This is a genomic window from Actibacterium sp. 188UL27-1 (assembly GCF_016901225.1).
GTDB lineage: Bacteria > Pseudomonadota > Alphaproteobacteria > Rhodobacterales > Rhodobacteraceae > 188UL27-1.
On the sequence record NZ_JAFEUL010000018.1, the window covers coordinates 39,945 to 56,500 of the forward strand.

15 protein-coding genes and 1 pseudogene are annotated in these 16,556 nt (G+C 56.8%); 6 read left to right on the top strand and 10 right to left on the bottom strand.

Annotated features, from left to right (window positions below; genetic code table 11):
• Window positions 1-13: 13 nt before the first annotated feature.
• The 4 genes from IU397_RS18555 to IU397_RS18570 all read right to left on the bottom strand — a co-directional run bounded on the left by IU397_RS18555 (window position 14) and on the right by IU397_RS18570 (window position 3,478).
• Window positions 14-814: an ABC transporter permease gene (locus IU397_RS18555; RefSeq protein WP_204416648.1), complete on the bottom strand. Its 801-nt coding sequence runs from the start codon at window positions 812-814 to the stop codon at window positions 14-16.
• Complete coding sequence (locus IU397_RS18560; protein ID WP_204416650.1) at window positions 807-1,574, bottom strand: ABC transporter ATP-binding protein; 768 nt, start codon at window positions 1,572-1,574, stop codon at window positions 807-809. Before IU397_RS18560 ends, IU397_RS18555 begins: the two co-directional genes overlap by 8 nt.
• Before the next feature lie 9 nt (window positions 1,575-1,583).
• The gene (locus IU397_RS18565; RefSeq protein ID WP_204416652.1) at window positions 1,584-2,600 is read right to left on the bottom strand and encodes an ABC transporter substrate-binding protein; all 1,017 of its coding nucleotides are present in this window, start codon (window positions 2,598-2,600) and stop codon (window positions 1,584-1,586) included.
• Window positions 2,601-2,713: 113 nt separating this feature from the next.
• A complete protein-coding gene (locus IU397_RS18570) occupies window positions 2,714-3,478 on the bottom strand; it encodes an AraC family transcriptional regulator (RefSeq protein ID WP_204416654.1) in 765 nt (254 codons plus the stop codon).
• A gap of 90 nt (window positions 3,479-3,568) precedes the next feature.
• On the opposite strand from IU397_RS18570, the gene IU397_RS18575 reads away from it, so the two are divergent.
• Entirely contained in the window at window positions 3,569-4,105 is a 537-nt protein-coding gene (locus IU397_RS18575; RefSeq protein WP_204416656.1) for a peroxiredoxin-like family protein, read from the top strand.
• Window positions 4,106-4,392: 287 nt separating this feature from the next.
• On the top strand, window positions 4,393-6,207 hold the full coding sequence (locus IU397_RS18580) for an extracellular solute-binding protein (protein WP_204416658.1): 1,815 nt from the start codon (window positions 4,393-4,395) through the stop codon (window positions 6,205-6,207).
• Between the two features lie 570 nt (window positions 6,208-6,777).
• Here the strand turns inward: IU397_RS18580 and IU397_RS18585 are convergent.
• The 4 genes from IU397_RS18585 to IU397_RS18600 all read right to left on the bottom strand — a co-directional run bounded on the left by IU397_RS18585 (window position 6,778) and on the right by IU397_RS18600 (window position 9,744).
• Entirely contained in the window at window positions 6,778-7,725 is a 948-nt protein-coding gene (locus IU397_RS18585) for a hypothetical protein (RefSeq protein WP_204416660.1), read from the bottom strand.
• Window positions 7,726-7,850: 125 nt separating this feature from the next.
• The gene (locus IU397_RS18590) at window positions 7,851-8,213 is read right to left on the bottom strand and encodes a hypothetical protein (RefSeq protein ID WP_204416662.1); all 363 of its coding nucleotides are present in this window, start codon (window positions 8,211-8,213) and stop codon (window positions 7,851-7,853) included.
• A 122-nt stretch (window positions 8,214-8,335) separates the two neighbouring features.
• A complete protein-coding gene (locus tag IU397_RS18595) occupies window positions 8,336-9,358 on the bottom strand; it encodes a FliG C-terminal domain-containing protein (protein ID WP_204416738.1) in 1,023 nt (340 codons plus the stop codon).
• 218 nt (window positions 9,359-9,576) lie between these two features.
• A complete protein-coding gene (locus IU397_RS18600) occupies window positions 9,577-9,744 on the bottom strand; it encodes a chitin-binding domain-containing protein (protein WP_204416664.1) in 168 nt (55 codons plus the stop codon).
• Window positions 9,745-10,040: 296 nt separating this feature from the next.
• Between IU397_RS18600 and IU397_RS18605 the strand changes: the two genes are divergently transcribed.
• Together IU397_RS18605 and IU397_RS18610 are read left to right on the top strand one after the other, a co-directional pair.
• Entirely contained in the window at window positions 10,041-10,922 is an 882-nt protein-coding gene (locus IU397_RS18605) for a lysophospholipid acyltransferase family protein (protein ID WP_204416666.1), read from the top strand.
• Between the two features lie 19 nt (window positions 10,923-10,941).
• A complete protein-coding gene (locus IU397_RS18610) occupies window positions 10,942-11,484 on the top strand; it encodes a DUF6886 family protein (protein WP_370541728.1) in 543 nt (180 codons plus the stop codon).
• On the opposite strand, the gene IU397_RS18615 is transcribed toward IU397_RS18610, so the two are convergent.
• Complete coding sequence (locus IU397_RS18615) at window positions 11,476-12,180, bottom strand: thioredoxin family protein (RefSeq protein ID WP_204416670.1); 705 nt, start codon at window positions 12,178-12,180, stop codon at window positions 11,476-11,478. The genes IU397_RS18610 and IU397_RS18615 overlap by 9 nt on opposite strands.
• A 224-nt stretch (window positions 12,181-12,404) precedes the next feature.
• Here IU397_RS18615 and acnA point away from each other — a divergent pair, with 224 nt between their 5' ends.
• Window positions 12,405-15,095: an aconitate hydratase AcnA gene (acnA, locus tag IU397_RS18620; protein ID WP_204416672.1), complete on the top strand. Its 2,691-nt coding sequence runs from the start codon at window positions 12,405-12,407 to the stop codon at window positions 15,093-15,095.
• A 53-nt stretch (window positions 15,096-15,148) separates the two neighbouring features.
• Window positions 15,149-15,841, top strand: coding sequence for an SDR family NAD(P)-dependent oxidoreductase (locus IU397_RS18625; protein WP_204416674.1), 693 nt, complete (start codon window positions 15,149-15,151; stop codon window positions 15,839-15,841).
• Between the two features lie 52 nt (window positions 15,842-15,893).
• Here the strand turns inward: IU397_RS18625 and IU397_RS23425 are convergent.
• Window positions 15,894-16,322, bottom strand: a pseudogene (locus tag IU397_RS23425) (integrase core domain-containing protein); the annotation flags it as partial.
• Window positions 16,323-16,556 lie beyond the last annotated feature (234 nt).

Below are 16,556 nucleotides of genomic sequence, written 5' to 3' on the forward strand. Positions count from 1 at the left end.
GAGGATAAGCGCCTCAGATCCGCCAGCGCAGCACCCGGCGTTCGATCAGGCCGATCAGAAAACTGACGATGACACCCAAGATCGACAGGATCACGACCCCTGCGAACAGCCGTTCAAGATCATAAAGCGATCCGGCCTCAAGGATGTAGGCGCCGATACCGTATTCGGCCCCCAACATCTCGGCCGCGACCAGCAGGATAATCGCAATCGCCAGGCTGATGCGCAGCCCTGACAGGATGCCTGGCATCGCGCCAGGCAAGACGATCTTGCGCACAATCGACACCCAGGACAGACCAAAGCTCTGTCCCATCCTGATCAACGTGCGGTCCACGTTATCGACCGCGCCATAGGTGGCCACCACCGTTGGAGTGAAGGTGCCAAATGCGATCAGCGCATATTTTGACCCCTCATCAATCCCGAACCAGATCACGAAAAGCGGCAACAGCGCGATCTTGGGGATCGGAAAAATCGCCGCGACCAACGGCACCAGACCTGCGCGAATATAGGAAAAGAGCCCGATCAACAGCCCCACGCCGATGCCCAGTGTCGCCCCCAAGGCAGCGCCGACACCCAGACGCCCGAGTGACGGCAATATATGCTTCCACAGCAATCCGGATTGGTACAGATCGACAAAGGTTTGCACCACATCCGTTGGCTTGGGCAATGTCAGGGCCGAGATCCAACCGGCCCGCGTTCCCCATTCAGCCAAGCCGATCAAGACCACGAAAACGGCCAGGCCCATGCCGCGCCGTGGAGAGGGTTTGAAGCCAGCCCCGCGGAACGGAACACTTTGGGCGCGCTGCGGTTCAGCCATGGATCAGTTCGGCATCGGCGGCCCGGGCCTCATCCCGCAACATCGCCCAAAGCATGTCATGGGTTTGCTGCAGGTCCGGGTCACCGCTTTGACGAACTGTGATCGGCGTATCCAGTGTGACAATCTCGCGGATGCGCCCCGGACGGCGGGACAAGACAACGATTTTATGCCCCAGCCGCACAGCTTCGGCCAAGTTATGGGTCACGTAGACGGCGGTGAACGGCGCGCGTTGCCACAGGGCGATCAGATCCTCCATGAGCAGTTCGCGCGTTTGACTGTCGAGCGCCGACAAAGGCTCATCCATCAGCATCACGGCCGGGTTCACGGCCAAGGCGCGCGCGATCGCCACGCGCTGTTTCATCCCACCGGACAATTGTTTTGGCAGGGCCTGGGCAAAGTCGCCCAGGTTGGTTCGCGCCAGAACCGCGTCAATGATCCCCTGCCGTTGCTGTGCAGGCAGCCCGTGATCCTCCAAAACCAGAGAAATGTTCCCCTGCACCGTGCGCCAGGGCAGCAACGCAAAATCCTGAAAGATATAGGTGAGCGGGTTCAGGCACCCGGCAGGCGGGTCACCAACCTGCAGGACCTGCCCCGCCTGCGGGCGTTCCAACCCCCCGATCAAACGCAACAAGGTGGACTTACCGCACCCGGACGGGCCGACGATGCAGACGATCTGACCCGACGGGATGTCGAGTGAGATATCCTGCATCACCGTCACATCGCCATAGGCGTGGTTGATGCCTGACAGGCGGATCTCCATCAGCTGACGCTAGCTGAGCGTTTCGACATAGCTGGTATCCACCACCGTATCGAGGGTGATATCGGCCCCTACCAGCCCTTCCGACTGATACCAGCTGAGTTGATCCTGAAGGGAAGCGGTATTGAGCGCCGCCCCTTCGTTCAGCCGCATCGTGCCGTTGATGATTGATGGCGCCGCCTTGTCGCGCGGGCGATCCGTATAGACGTATTTATGGATCAGATCGACCATCTGCTGCACACCGTCATCGCCACCCGCCTTGTCAATCATGGTTGCATTGTAGTCTGCGACCCCTCTGGAAAAGCCGGTCAGGAATCCTTCGGTCAGTTCGCGTTCATCCGAGGCATTCTTGGCCGACGTAAAGACGGTGGTCACTTGATAGTTCGGCAGGTAATCGGACACGTTTCCGATAATGTGAACTGCACCGGATGCGGCCAGCGGTTTGGCGATATGAGGCACGATGGACCAGGCATCGATCTGGCCGGATTTCAGCGCACCGATGATCGCGCCCACCTTTTGCAACGGCTTGAACGTCAGGGAGGCACCCTCGGCCTGCGCAACCTTGGAACCCATATAGTGGAAAGAGGATCCCGCCGCGGACATGCCAAAAGACTTGCCATCCAGCCCGGCAGGAGCGGTCAGCCCTGCCTGGAAGGCCGCGTCCGAGGCAAGGATCTTTTGCCCGTCGATCCCCGGCTCTTCGGAAAGCGCGCCACCGATGATTTTGATTGCGCCCTTGTCAGCCAGGGACACCAGGCCCCCCGACATGGCCGTCACGGCGTAATCGACATCACCCGAGGCGATGGCCACGGCCATGGGTGGGGCGGCTTGAAAGAACTTTAATTCGACGTCCAGACCAGCCTCGGCAAAATAGTCTCGCTCCAAGGCGATGAAGCTGCCGGAATGGCTGGTGAATCGCAGCGCCCCCACCGTCACCTTCTTTCCTCGCGCGATGCTTGGTGTAGCAAGGCCCATGGCAGCAGCGCCCCCCATGAGTGCGACGGCCATACGGCGATTGATCTTGGTCATCTGATATCCTCCCTGAGCGCATCACCGAAACTGGCAGCCCGGCTCTGCATTATCTTGGCCCGCCGATTTCAAAAGGCAGTTGATCAAAGTGATCGTATTGAGACGGGGTGTTGTCAACCGACGCATTCCTGGTCGTTTGAACGCGCTGCCTTGCGCAGATTCATCGGAGTCGCTCCAAAGGCGGTTTGACAGGCGCGGCCCAACGCTTCGGTGGAGCCATACCCATAGCGACGGGCAACCTGGCCGACCCGGTCGCCACGCTCGATATCCTGTTTGGCCAGAGTCAGGCGCCACTTGCGCAGATATGCGGATGGCGTTTCGCCCACGGCACCGCGAAACAGCTCTGCAAAACGACTAACCGACAAGCCGGCATTCTGGGCCATCGCCTCGATCGGCCAGGGCCGTCCCGGATCATCATGCAAGGCGACAATCGCGCGGCTGAGGCGGGGATCGGCGAGACCGCCCAAAAGCCCGGGCTCGACAGATCCCCGTTCGATCTGCCCGCGCAACAGATGGACCAAAAGCACCTCTCCCAAACGGTTCAGGACCGAGTTTGCCCCGCAGCGCCGTGCCCGATGTTCCGTCACCAACAGGCCTGCCAAAGCAGCGGTGGTCGGGTCCTTTGTCAGATCGTGGCGGACCAGTTGCGGCAATGCGGCCAGCAACGGATTGTCGGCGCCGCCCCAATTGACCCGCGCCTGCAACATCGCATGCCCGTCGCAAAGCTCTGGGATCGGTGCGCGGGACAAAAACATGCATTGCGGCTGTGCAGTGGCCTGATCCCCCCTGACCACAAAATTGGCCTCTGCGCCGGCACATACGGTCACACGCAGGGAGAAACGGGACATCAGGGCCGAAAGGCGATCTTGGTCAGGCATATCGGCGTTTCGATCAATTATTTTTGATTTATTCGATTTGATATCTTGCTACCCCTTAGCAAAGAAATGCAACGCCGAAAGGATCTAGCGATGCTGCTTCCCCGCAAAAAGACCCCCGACCTGACCGTACCGACACTGGACGGAGCGACTTTCAATCTGTCTGATGAAGCCTCAAAGACCGGGACAGTGATTTGCTTTTACCGGGGGTTGCATTGTCCGCTTTGCGCAACCTACCTGGCGGAGTTTCAGGCGCGTGTCGATGAGTTTGCGGAACGGGGCGTCGGTACAATTGCCGTCAGCAGCGACGATGCAGACCGGACAAGGCAGATGGCCGACAAGATCGAGGCGACCAACCTGCGCTTTGGGTACGATCTGAACCTGGGTGTTGCGCGGGACTGGGGGCTGTATATCTCAACCTCGCGCGGGAAAACCTCCATCGGGATCGAGGAGCCCGCCCTTTTTTCGGAACCCGGCCTGTTCATGGTCTCCCCCGATCAGTCGCTTTACTACGGATCGGTTCAAACCATGCCCTTTGTCCGACCGCATTTTTCTGAACTGGTCCAGGCGCTGGATTTTGCAATCGCCAACAGCTATCCCGCGCGGGGCGAATACGCTGGCGCCATTTGACCAACAGTCGATTTTACCAAGGCCCGGCACCGAAAGGTCCGGGCTTTTTGCTGCGCGGATGGCAAGGCGATTGTTTCTTCTCGGTCAGAAATCTGCGCAAAAAAACGCCGGCACAAGGCCGGCGTTAAGTTATTGAGGCAGGTTTCATACAGGCAAGAAACCTATCGAGCAGTGCACTCGTTATACGCAAACCCGCCGACCAGTCCAAGTTAAAAGTTTGAAAACACTCGATACCCACCGTACGCTACATGACAATGAAATAAGGCCGGAGCAGGGGTTCAGTGAAAATGTTGTCAAAATATTTCATCCGATCACGGGCGATCGCGACTGTTGTTGCCGTGACGACGAGTGTGGGATTCGCGTCGGCTGAACCGCGCCACGGCATAGCTATGTATGGCGACCCTGCCCTGCCACCGGATTTTGTGTCTTTGCCCCATGTGAACGCTGACGCGCCCAAGGGCGGATCCGTCACTTTTGCAGAGGTTGGAAGCTTTGACAGCCTGCATCCGTTCATCCTCAATGGCAGCGCTCCCTATGGCTGGCGTGTCTACGGATTTGAAAGCTTGATGGGCCGCTCGTGGGACGAGCCCTTCACGCTTTACGGTCTATTGGCCGAATCGGTAGAGACAGGACCGAATCGGGACTGGGTGGAATTCACCCTCAGACAGGAGGCGACCTTCTCGGATGGAAGCCCCGTCACAGTTGAAGATGTCCTGTGGTCTTACGAAATGCTCGGGACGCAGGGGCATCCCCGTTATCACAGTTCCTGGGCCAAGGTCGCCAAGGCGGAGGCTGTCGGAGAGCGGGCGGTGCGCTTTACCTTTACCCGTCCTGATAATGAACTGCCGCTGATCCTTGGACTTCCACCCATTCTCAAAAAGGCGGCGTTCGACGGCAGAGCATTCGACCGGCCCAGCATGGAAGCCCCTATTGGATCTGGGCCGTATGTCATCGAGGACTTGAATGCTGGCCGCAGCATAACGTTGAAAAAGAACCCCGACTGGTGGGGCTCGGATCTGCCGTTCAACCGCGGCCAACACAATATTGATGAGATCACATATGAGTATTTCGCCGACGGCGATATCGCGTTTGAGGCATTTCGGGGCGGAGAGATCTCCTATGTGCGAGAGACTAACGCCGCCAAATGGGACAGCAATTACGACTTTCCGGCCGTGGCCACCGGCAAGGTCATCAAATCCGAGATCCCCCATCAACGCCCATCCGGTATCGCCGGATTTGTGATGAATACACGCAACCCGCTTTTTGCGGATTGGCGAGTGCGCGAGGCGATGATCCAGGCCTTCAACTTCGAATTCATCAACCGTACCCTGAATGGCGGATCGCAACCGCGCATCACGTCCTATTTCGCGAATTCGCAATTGGCGATGTCAGATGGTCCGGCGGATGGACGGGTCGCTGAGTTGCTGGCCCCATTTGCGCAAGACCTGCCCCCTGGCACCATCGAAGGCTATGCCCTGCCCGTCAGCGACGGACAAAAAGCCAATCGCAAGGGTCGCCGCGCTGCGTTGAAGCTGTTGGAAGAAGCCGGGTGGAGCGCCGAAAGTGGCACTTTGAAAAACGCCGATGGTGCACCGTTTGCCTTTGAATTCCTGCTCCAGGCTGGTTCAGCGCAAGAGGCGAACATCGCCGAACTTTATATAGAGGCGCTGACCGCCCTTGGCATGGACGTCCAGATCACGACCGTCGACAGCGCGCAGTACAAAGAGCGCACCCAAATCTACGACTTTGCCATGACGCCCTACAGCCGCCCCATGAGCCTGAGCCCCGGGACCGAGCAGCGGCTGTATTGGGGAAGCGACGGTGTAGAAAAGCCAGGCACACGCAATTGGATGGGTATGGACAGCCCCGCGGCGGAGGCGATGATCGACACAATGCTGACCTCCAACAGCCAAGAGGACTTCATCGCGTCGGTCAAAGCCCTGGACCGCATCCTGACGGCTGGCCGATATGTGGTGCCGATCTGGTATCAGCCGAAATCCTACCTCGCCCATCAGGCCGATCTGCAATATCCCGAACGCCTGCCAATCTATGGCGACTGGCTGGGCTTCATGCCCGATATCTGGTGGATCGCATCCCAATAGATCGCCTCATTTCTGCCCGATGAAACGTCATAGCTGCGCCACTTTTTCGTTCTATGTTTCATATGCCGGTGGATCGATAACAATTTGGGGCAAAGCTTTCCTATGAAGATCGCGTATGATGGCGACTGTCCGTTTTGTTCGCACTATGTCGGGATGGTACGTTTGCGGGAGACGGTGGGCCCAGTAGAGCTGATCAATGCCAGGGACGATGATCCGGCAGTTCAGTTTCTGAAAGATCACGGATATGACCTGAATGAAGGGATGGCCATCATTGATGCGAAACCGTCTATTTCGGCGACGAATGTGTCCATCGGCTGGCCTTGCTGAGTACGCGGTCTGGTATATTCAACAAATTGGTCGCAGTTGTCTTTGGCTCACCACGTATATCCAAAGCGCTGTATCCAGTGCTTCGGGCAGGGCGAAATGCCACTTTGATGCTTTTGAGCCGCGAACGCATCTAACCTGTGACTAATTGCAAGCTCAATCTGCTGAAATTGTCATTCTGACAGCAACAGTTCATTATGCAGTCAGGCCCAGTCGCGCTTCAGTAATTTCGTTTTCGAGCATGTATTAATTAGAAGCTCTAGTGTGTGCAGACTTTTGGTCGATCAAAGTCAACTGGCTTAAAATTAAGAAATGCTGCGCAAAGACGTTTGCCTTGAGATATGCATTGTTCCAATTGTCTGCCGTCGATACCAGCCCATCTGGTCCTTTAACAGTAACTTCCAGGTTTGGATTCTGCGCCAGTAGTCGATCAAGTTCAAACCGCACGAACTGCAAATCCTGTTTTATGAACTGCTGGTCAAAAGCTGGACTGTTGGACGATATTGGGAACACAAGCTCCTGCTGATACGCCCAAAGACCGGAGACGACACCGTGGAGCAAATGATTGGTTTCTCTGCCTTCCGTGTGCAAATTCGAAAACATTGCGATGCTACTCTCGGTCTTCAAACCCAAATAAGGGCTCCATCCATTCAAAAAGAATAGCACTGGAATGATTAGCCAGCCCGAATAGCGGTAATCGCCAGACGTTCCGCCATCACGCGGCATCGCTGCAATGACAAACCCATAAAATGCCAGGGCATATACGGCAAAAAATGGCATAAAACCGCGATCAGTTGGCAAGAACAGATCCGGGCTGACCGCCGACAAGGATGCTGCAAGATAGGCCGCTACCAGAACCAGCAGAGCTATGCGGCCAATACTCAAAATGCGATTTCGGCGATCTCCCACCCCCAAAAAAATGGGCAACCAAACTGTAAAAACCTCCCGCGGAAGAAACAGGGCATAAAGAAGCAGGACGATGGTCGAAAAGTCTTTGTAGTATGCGCATCCTGTAAATCCGATAATTATATGGAATAGAATGCCAATCAACATACCAAAAGGCTTGAGCCGCGTTATAAACAAGGCAACCATCGCAATCAGTTCAATGATGAACGTCGCATAGATTGCACCGTAATGCTCGACAACCCAGTTAGCCAACAACACAACTTCAAATAGAGCACGATAGAGGACCACGGCGCAACTTACAGTGGGATCTAAAAGTCTATATTGATCTTATGGTAAATGCCAAAGAAATATAAAACTGGCAGTAGAAACCGACCAAGCGAAACAATTTAGGCAAAGTAAACGTCACGCTGTGATCAGTTGATTGGCCGAGCAAGAACAGTGATCTCGACCACGATTAGTGAAAAGAAAAATGCTGTTGTTTGGTTATTGGATGCGACTGGCAGAGAACTGACATGATAAGCGCTAAAAGCAATGGCGTTTAAAACCAGCACCCACCACAAGCGTGGCAGGACAATACCAATCGCACTCAATACCATAAAACCGTAATGAGTGTGACTTGGGAAGGGGCTGCCAAAATTGGTCAAACCCCACACCTGGAAGAAATAAAAGGAAGACAGGAGCGTGATAAGGCCCAGCCGGTCCAATGCCATGGCCCGCAATTGAACCGATCCCAACATACTGCCTATCCGCTTCGCATCTAACGCCGCCTTGCCCACCACGCCCGATCTAGTCTTTGATCACAGCCATCCCATGACTGAGGCGGTATTGAGGAACTTTGTCAAAATTTGGTTCATACCAAGTCAAGCGTGACAACACAGCTATCGGAGCAGTTCGGCGGTTATTCGTCGGCCTCGTCAGCGATAAGCAGGATCTCCCCGGCTTGCTCCAGTGCGCGAATGCTCGCTACGACAGCGCTTTGAGCCGCTTCGGCGTCTTTCTCCTTGACCGAGGTTATCTCAGCCATCTCCTCCCGCAGGTTATCAGCCATGCGCTTTGACATGTTTTCAAGGATGAAATCGCGCGATTTTTCGTCCTCGCCTTTTGCCGAGGCAAGGGCAGTCAACAGATCAGTGGCTTCGATTCCTCGGATCGCCTTGGGAATGTCCCTTGGTGCAACGCGTGCAGGAATATTGGTGAAGGTAAAGATGGCCTTGCGCACCCGTTCCGCAAAGGCGGCATCGGTCTGGTCCAGCCCCTCAAGGACATCTTCGCGGGTTGAAGCGACACTGGAATTCAGGATTGCCCCCACCCGCTCTACGGGTTCGGCTTCGAACGCTTTGACCGGTACTGCTTCCAACTGATCAGAGATCGACAGCCCGATGCGCCGTACGGTTTCCGGCCCGATCTCGGCCGTTTGTGAGATCGCATAGGAAATACGGCGGGCCCGCTCACCAGGTAGCAAGCCAAGCAACTCCGCGGCCTTTTGCACGCTGAGTTTTGAAAGCATGACGGCCCCCACCTCCACCGCTTCTTCCTGCAGCACCGGGACGAGGCGTTCATTCTCCAGCCCGGCGATGCGTTCCCATGGATCGCCCTTTGCCACCACGCCAGCCTCACGCCGCAAGCGAGCGGACGTGGCTGTGCTGATATGACCTTCAAGCACTGATAGCGCCCCTTCGATACCTTTAGGAAAGGACAGACCGATGCTCTCCAGCTCGTGAATGAATTCCTGCACAACAGCGGTCAGTGTAGATGTGTCAACGCTGCGCATGCCGGCCAGTTCTGCTGTCAATCGCACCTGATCAAGCTCTGACATGTCTTTCAGGGGCAGATTAACCCCACCTGATAGCAACAACTGAACGATAACGGCCGCCTTTTGGCGACGCGTCAACGTGGCAGGTGCACGTTTGGGTGCGGACATACCCGGCAACCGGTCGCGTTCGGGTGCGTTCAAAGCGGGAAGGGGATCCAAGATCAACTCCGTTCTGGAATGTTATCTTGGAGTAGCAGCAACAGATTTAAGGCCGAGTTACCCGGAACGAAAAATGAACGATAAATTTGCGCAGAAGTGACTATCGCAAACAAAATCCCGGACTGCATGGTAGCAGACCGGGATTCATCATCACACGCGGCGTGGTATCAGCTGTTGACCTGATCCACGCATTTGCCGCTATTTGCATCAAACACCATACCAGCGGAGCAGGTGATTGTCGCCGTTTCGGCCTTGCCGTAGTTGCAATTATAGGCCAGCGACATTGTTGGAACGGCGGCAAGCAGGAGGGCCGCGAGGGTCGTTTTGATCTTCATTGGTCAGTCCTGTCTCATGATTTCGGTGATTAAGAAGTAGCATGAAACGCCCCACCGACAAATGCTTGCCCCTGTAGAAGGGTCCAGATTGCTTTACCCCCTGCTTCGCTCGATCGCATCGTATTGAGATCAGGTGAAAAACTGGCATCCGCACAAATTTAAGGCGATACCTGCGCCTTTGGGCATTGTTGTTCTGGTCGTCGGCCAACCCAGCAGCGCGGCACATGATCCAGAAGCGGGATTTGTGATTGGGGGCTCGGCGTCCTATGTCAAAGCGGATCAAGAATAAGGTGCCTATGCCGAACCAAACACAGACCGACACAACCGGGCCAATGGATCGAGTGACAGATTTCACGATCAGGATGCTGATCCGGGCGGCGTTGATGCTGCCATATGCAACACGGATCAAGGTGTTTGGGGCGCTTACACAACACGTGATCGGGCCTCTGATCGGATACACGGCGCGCAGCCGGGCCAATCTGGCGATGATTTATCCCGAATTGTCCCGATTCCGCCGTGAAAAGATCGCGGATGAGGTTTCACGCAATACGGGTCGCGTTCTCATTGAAAACTATGCCCCTGCGGATCTTGCAAAGCGGGCTCGGAATTTTCCGGTCACCGGAGAGGGCGCCGCCGCCTTACGGGACGCACATGCCCAGGGACGGCGGATCATCGCGGTCTCGGCCCATTTCGGCAATTACGAAGCGGCAAGAGCGGCGCTCAACATCCGGGGCATCGGCTTTGGCGGGGTCTATCGCCCAATGCGGAATCCTTACTTCAACGATCACTATGTCGATACGATCCGCGCCGTAGCGGGGCCTGTCTATCCGTCCACTCCCGCAGGCATGACCGGTTTCGTGAAGCAGCTGATCAAGGGTGTTCCCATGATGCTGCTGAACGATCTGCACATCACCAAAGGACAGCGGATGCCTTTTCTCGGCAAACCCGCCAAGACGGCGCTAACGGCGGCGGAAATGGCGCTGCGCTATGATGCCCTGCTGATCCCGATCTATGGCATTCGATCGACCGAGAACCCCCTGGACTACCGCGTCCATGTCGATGCACCCATCCCGCGCTCCGATGCGGCGGCCATGACACTTGCCTTGAATGAAAGCCTTGAGGCACGCATTGCGGAAGATACGGCGCAGTGGTTCTGGATCCATCGCCGCTGGAAATGAGGTCGTCGCCGTGTCGAAGATGTTGTTCCACTTCAGCGACGATCCTACGATCACTGAGTTTGTACCACGCTCTGTAAGGGTGCCCGTTGCAAGAAAACCTGGGCAGGAATGGCTCAATGGTCCCCTGGTTTGGGCCATTGAGGAGGCATATCAGGCACTTTACCTCTTTCCGCGAGATTGTCCGCGCATCCTTGTCTGGCCAACCGCCACGTCGCAACCCGATGATATAAAACAGATCTGGCGCGAAAGCCGTGCCCGCATGATTGCCTATGTCGAACACGATTGGATGGATCGTATCGCCGGTGCAAGCCTGTGGAGATATGATCTGCCAAATGACAACTTTTTGGCATTGGGTGACGTTGGGATGTGGGTGTCACACGATGCGGTTATACCCAAGGAATGCGCACATTTGCGGGATCTCCCCGGTCTTATTGAGAAGTCCGGCAGCGAATTGAGGGTGACCGAGGACCTATCGACCTTGCGATCATTGTGGACGACATCCCTGCATGTCAGCGGGATCCGACTAAAGAACGCCAAAAGCTGGCAGCTTAAATCAAGGTAGTTCTACAGCCGCCAGAATAGCCTTTTGGCCTTTTTTTTGAACGATAGCCACTGCGCGGTCGTCCCCGGCCAGTTCGGCCGAAACCTCCAGCGGGCCATCGCCGGACCAGGTCCCGATCACATCCCATTCGGTGACGATATTGGTGTAGTTCAGGGTCTGCCCCGCATTTTCACCCCGCTTGATCGACACTGTCGCTGCAGGGCGATAACGCACAATTTGAACAACGGCTTCGCCGATATCTGTGCCGGGCTGTGGCGCCGTGATCACGACGGCCCCGTCCACGGCATTGGCCGACAATGCAACTGCCACCGGCACGGACTTATGCTTTTCCAACAGGTCGGCCACATCCATCGGCTTGGCCCCCACCACATGGTCAACCCCACCGATCACCATCTGCGGGGTATAGATCGTGCGGCTCCCCGCAACGCGGGCATAGACCTTTTGCCGTTTGGTGTTCTCGGGCCGACCGAAAACATCCTTCCAGCCAATGTAATCCCAATAATCCACATGCAACGACAGGGCGATCACATCATCACGTTCGGCCAATCGCTCCAGCAGGGCGTCCGCAGGTGGGCATGAAGAACATCCCTGAGACGTATATAGTTCGATCACCACCTTCCGGTCTTCCGCAACCGCGGACGGCGCAGATAGGCCCAGGACAAGACCCAAAAGCAGAAGAATACGTGAGTTCAGCATTGCGATTTCTCCAAAGTGCCTGTCGCTTCTAAACCCATTCCGGTTCATCCTCCAATCAACCAATCGAGAGAGCTGCGTTACAGTCAGTAATTTGCACTATTTTTTGTGTGCAATGGTATACAAATGGACGCACCTGCCCGTTCAACACTTGATCCTGACCCCAAGACTGCGGCAGGAGAGCAGCAGCTACTCCAGATCGCAGGTATCACAGAAGGGAGCCACAAATGCCCATCACCGTTGGCCATGACACATCCAAGACCCGCAAGACCCTGACCGCTGGCGATCAATCCATCGCCTATTATTCAATTGATGCCGCGACCGAGGCTGGTCTTGGCGATTTCTCCAAGTTGCCTGCCGTTCTGAAAGTTGTACTTGAGAATATGTTGCGGTTCGAGGATGGCAAAACCGTCCACACTGAGGACATCAAAGCTTTCGCGGAATGGGCGACCAAAGGTGGCCAAAACCCGCGTGAGATCGCCTACCGCCCCGCCCGTGTATTGATGCAGGACTTCACTGGTGTTCCGGCCGTGGTCGACTTGGCCGCAATGCGCGATGGGATCGTGGCCTTGGGTGGCGACCCCGAAAAGATCAACCCGCTGAACCCTGTCGATCTGGTCATCGACCATTCGGTGATGATTGATGAGTTTGGCAATCCGCGTGCCTTCCAGATGAATGTCGACCGCGAATATGAGCGCAATATGGAGCGTTACACGTTCCTGAAATGGGGCCAGTCCGCGTTCAATAACTTCCGGGTTGTTCCCCCCGGCACCGGCATCTGCCACCAGGTGAACCTGGAGTATCTGGCCCAGACCGTTTGGACCGACACCGACCAGAACGGGGATGAGGTCGCCTATCCCGATACGCTGGTCGGCACCGATAGCCACACCACCATGGTCAATGGCGCCGCCGTCTTGGGCTGGGGTGTCGGCGGGATCGAGGCTGAGGCCGCTATGCTGGGTCAGCCGATCTCAATGCTGATCCCCGAGGTCATCGGGTTTGAGCTAACGGGCTCCATGACGGAAGGCACGACCGGCACTGATCTGGTGCTGAAAGTGGTCGAGATGCTGCGCGCCAAAGGCGTCGTCGGCAAGTTTGTCGAATTCTATGGCGAAGGTCTTGATCGTCTGCCCCTGGCCGACCGCGCCACCATCGGCAACATGGCCCCGGAATACGGCGCGACCTGCGGGTTCTTCCCCATCGATGGCGAAACGCTCCGCTACCTGCGCACCACAGGCCGGGACGAAGACCGCATCGCCCTGGTTGAAGCCTATGCCAAGGAAAACGGCTTCTGGCGTGGGTCGGACTATGCGCCTGTCTACACCGACACGCTACACCTCGACATGGGCACGATCGTCCCCGCCATTTCCGGCCCCAAACGCCCGCAGGATTACGTCGCCCTGACCGATGGCAAAACCGCCTTCCGCCGGGAGATGGAAGAGACGTTCAAACGCCCCATGGGAAAGGAAGTGCCCGTCAAAGGTGAAGACTACACCATGGAATCGGGTAAGGTCGTTATCGCATCCATCACCTCCTGTACCAACACCTCAAACCCCTATGTGATGATCGGCGCGGGCCTGGTCGCTCGCAAGGCCGCCGCCTTGGGCCTGGATCGCAAGCCTTGGGTAAAAACCTCGCTTGCCCCCGGCTCCCAGGTTGTCAGCGCATATCTTGAGGCTGCAGGCTTACAGGAAGACCTCGACAAGATCGGCTTCAACCTGGTCGGCTATGGCTGCACAACCTGCATCGGAAATTCCGGCCCGATTCAGGCGGAACTCAGCGAGGCCATCGCCGAGGGCGACCTGGTCGCCACGTCCGTTCTGTCAGGCAACCGCAACTTCGAGGGCCGGATCAGCCCCGACGTGCGCGCCAACTACCTGGCCTCCCCGCCTCTCGTCGTGGCCTATGCCCTGGCCGGCACGCTCGACATCAACCTGGCTTCTGACCCGATCGCCCAGGACAAGAACGGAAACGATGTCTACCTGAAAGACATCTGGCCCAGCCAGGCCGAGATCGCGGAACTCGTCGAACAGACCGTCACCCGCGAGGCATTCCAATCGAAATATGCCGACGTCTTTAAAGGCGACGACAAATGGCAGGAGGTCAAGACGACCGACAGCCAGGTCTATGACTGGCCCACGGCCTCGACCTATGTCCAGAATCCGCCCTATTTTCAGGGGATGGGGATGGAGCCCGGCATCATCACCGACATCAACGATGCCAAGGTGCTGGCGCTGTTGGGCGACATGATCACGACCGACCACATCTCTCCCGCCGGATCGTTCAAGGACACCACACCCGCGGGCAAGTATCTGGTCGAGCGGCAGGTGGCCCCACGCGAATTCAACTCCTACGGCTCGCGCCGCGGCAACCATGAGATCATGATGCGCGGCACCTTCGCCAATATCCGCATCAAGAACGAGATGCTGGACGGCGTCGAAGGCGGCTATACCAAAGGACCGAACGGTGCTGAAACCTCCATCTTCGATGCCGCGATGGCCTACAAGGATGCGGGCACACCGCTGGTGATCTTTGGTGGCGAACAATATGGGGCGGGCTCGTCTCGCGACTGGGCCGCCAAAGGCACGTCCTTGCTGGGCGTCAAGGCCGTGATCGCGGAATCGTTCGAGCGAATCCACCGATCCAATCTCGTCGGTATGGGCGTCATCCCGTTCGAATTCACCGGCGGTGACACGCGCAAATCCCTGGGGCTGACCGGTGAAGAAACCGTCTCGATCATGGGTCTTGCGGGTGATCTCAAACCCCAGGCGATGGTACCGTGTACGATCACCATGGCGGACGGGACGGTCAAGGAGATCGCCCTGAAATGCCGGATCGATACCGAGGTCGAGATTGAGTATGTCGAAAATGGCGGCGTCCTCCACTACGTTCTACGGAACCTCGCGAAAGCCGCCTAGGACTGCACTCCAACCTATGGTAAGTCACAGCTTACCATAGGTTGGAGGTCTGCATGCCTAAAATCGCTCTTGTGACCGGAGGCGCCAGCGGAATCGGGCGTTCAATTGTCGAGGATCTGGCTACCGATCACGACGTCGCCCTGTCCTACAACACCACCATGCCCGCTACTTGGCTCCCTGGTCATGCTGTTGCCTGCGATCTGGCCACGGATGGCGCGCCACAGCACCTGATCAATCAAGTCATGGATCACTTCGGGCAACTCGATCTGATCGTCAACAATGCGGGGGTTATCGCCGAGACACCAGCCGAGGCGATCGACCTGACCTCGCATCGAAAGATTTTTGAAGTCAACGTCTTGGCACCCATGGCGCTTCTCGCAGCAGCCCTACCACATCTTCGGCCTGGCGCGGCCGTGATCAATATCAGCTCTCAGAATGCACGCTTGCCAGCCCTAGCCGCTCCGGCCTATTCCGCCTCAAAAGCCGCATTGGAAACGTGGACGCGGGCCATGGCCAAAACGCTCGGCCCCCGGGGCATCCGCGTCAACGCCGTGGCCCCCGGCGCGGTTGAACGTGCGGAAAACGCGCGCCCCCCTGATCTCATCGCACTATTTGAGAAAGAGACAGCCTTAGGGCGACTTGCGACCGCTCAAGATATCGCTGCGGCGGTACGCTTTCTTGCCTCCGACAAAGCTGGCGCCATCACGGGCGAGATCCTAACGGTCAATGGCGGCTACCGCCTTTGACCCCAAACGTTTTGTTTCGGAGCCGCTGGACTACTCCCCACCTAGTCCGCTGTTATCGTTTAGCTCCGTTCAGATTTTGGTCCTCTTTTGACCGGCAACATATTTCTCCGGTGTCAGGCCAGCGAGGCTGGAATGGGGTCGGTGATTATGGAAGTCGGCGCACCATGCCGCCACGAAACTGCGAGCACTGCGCAAGCTGTCGAACGAATGCTCATTCAGGCAATCATCCCTCATGAACCCATTGAATATTTCTTTCCACGAACCCGTTCTGCATCGGTTTGGCCAACGCGATAGAGTGCCGTTCGACCTAGCGGTCTTCCTGCGACTTCAGGATCGCGTTTGAAGTCAGTTCCGCATCGTTATCACCGACCACCGGGAGGCATGGGTGGCCACGCATCTCGGCAATTCGACCCAGTTCGCGGGTAACCCGATCTCCTGACAAGAACCTATTCGCCATTGCAGCCAAACAATCCCAGCTGAAGATGAAGGGTGCGTTCTACGACATGTTCCTCGGGAAAAGGCCCCAGTGGCTTCTTTTCTGATCCGCGCCACTCCGCAAAAAGCTGCACCAATGGGTTGAGGCACTAGAGGTCGATCTGGATGTCTGGCTGGCCAAGCACGTCGAATAGCGGCTTCCCTCGGGGCGGTACTGCTCCAGCAGAACACCTCTGCAGACCCTTCGCGAAACATCACACATTGCCAGCGATAAGACGCT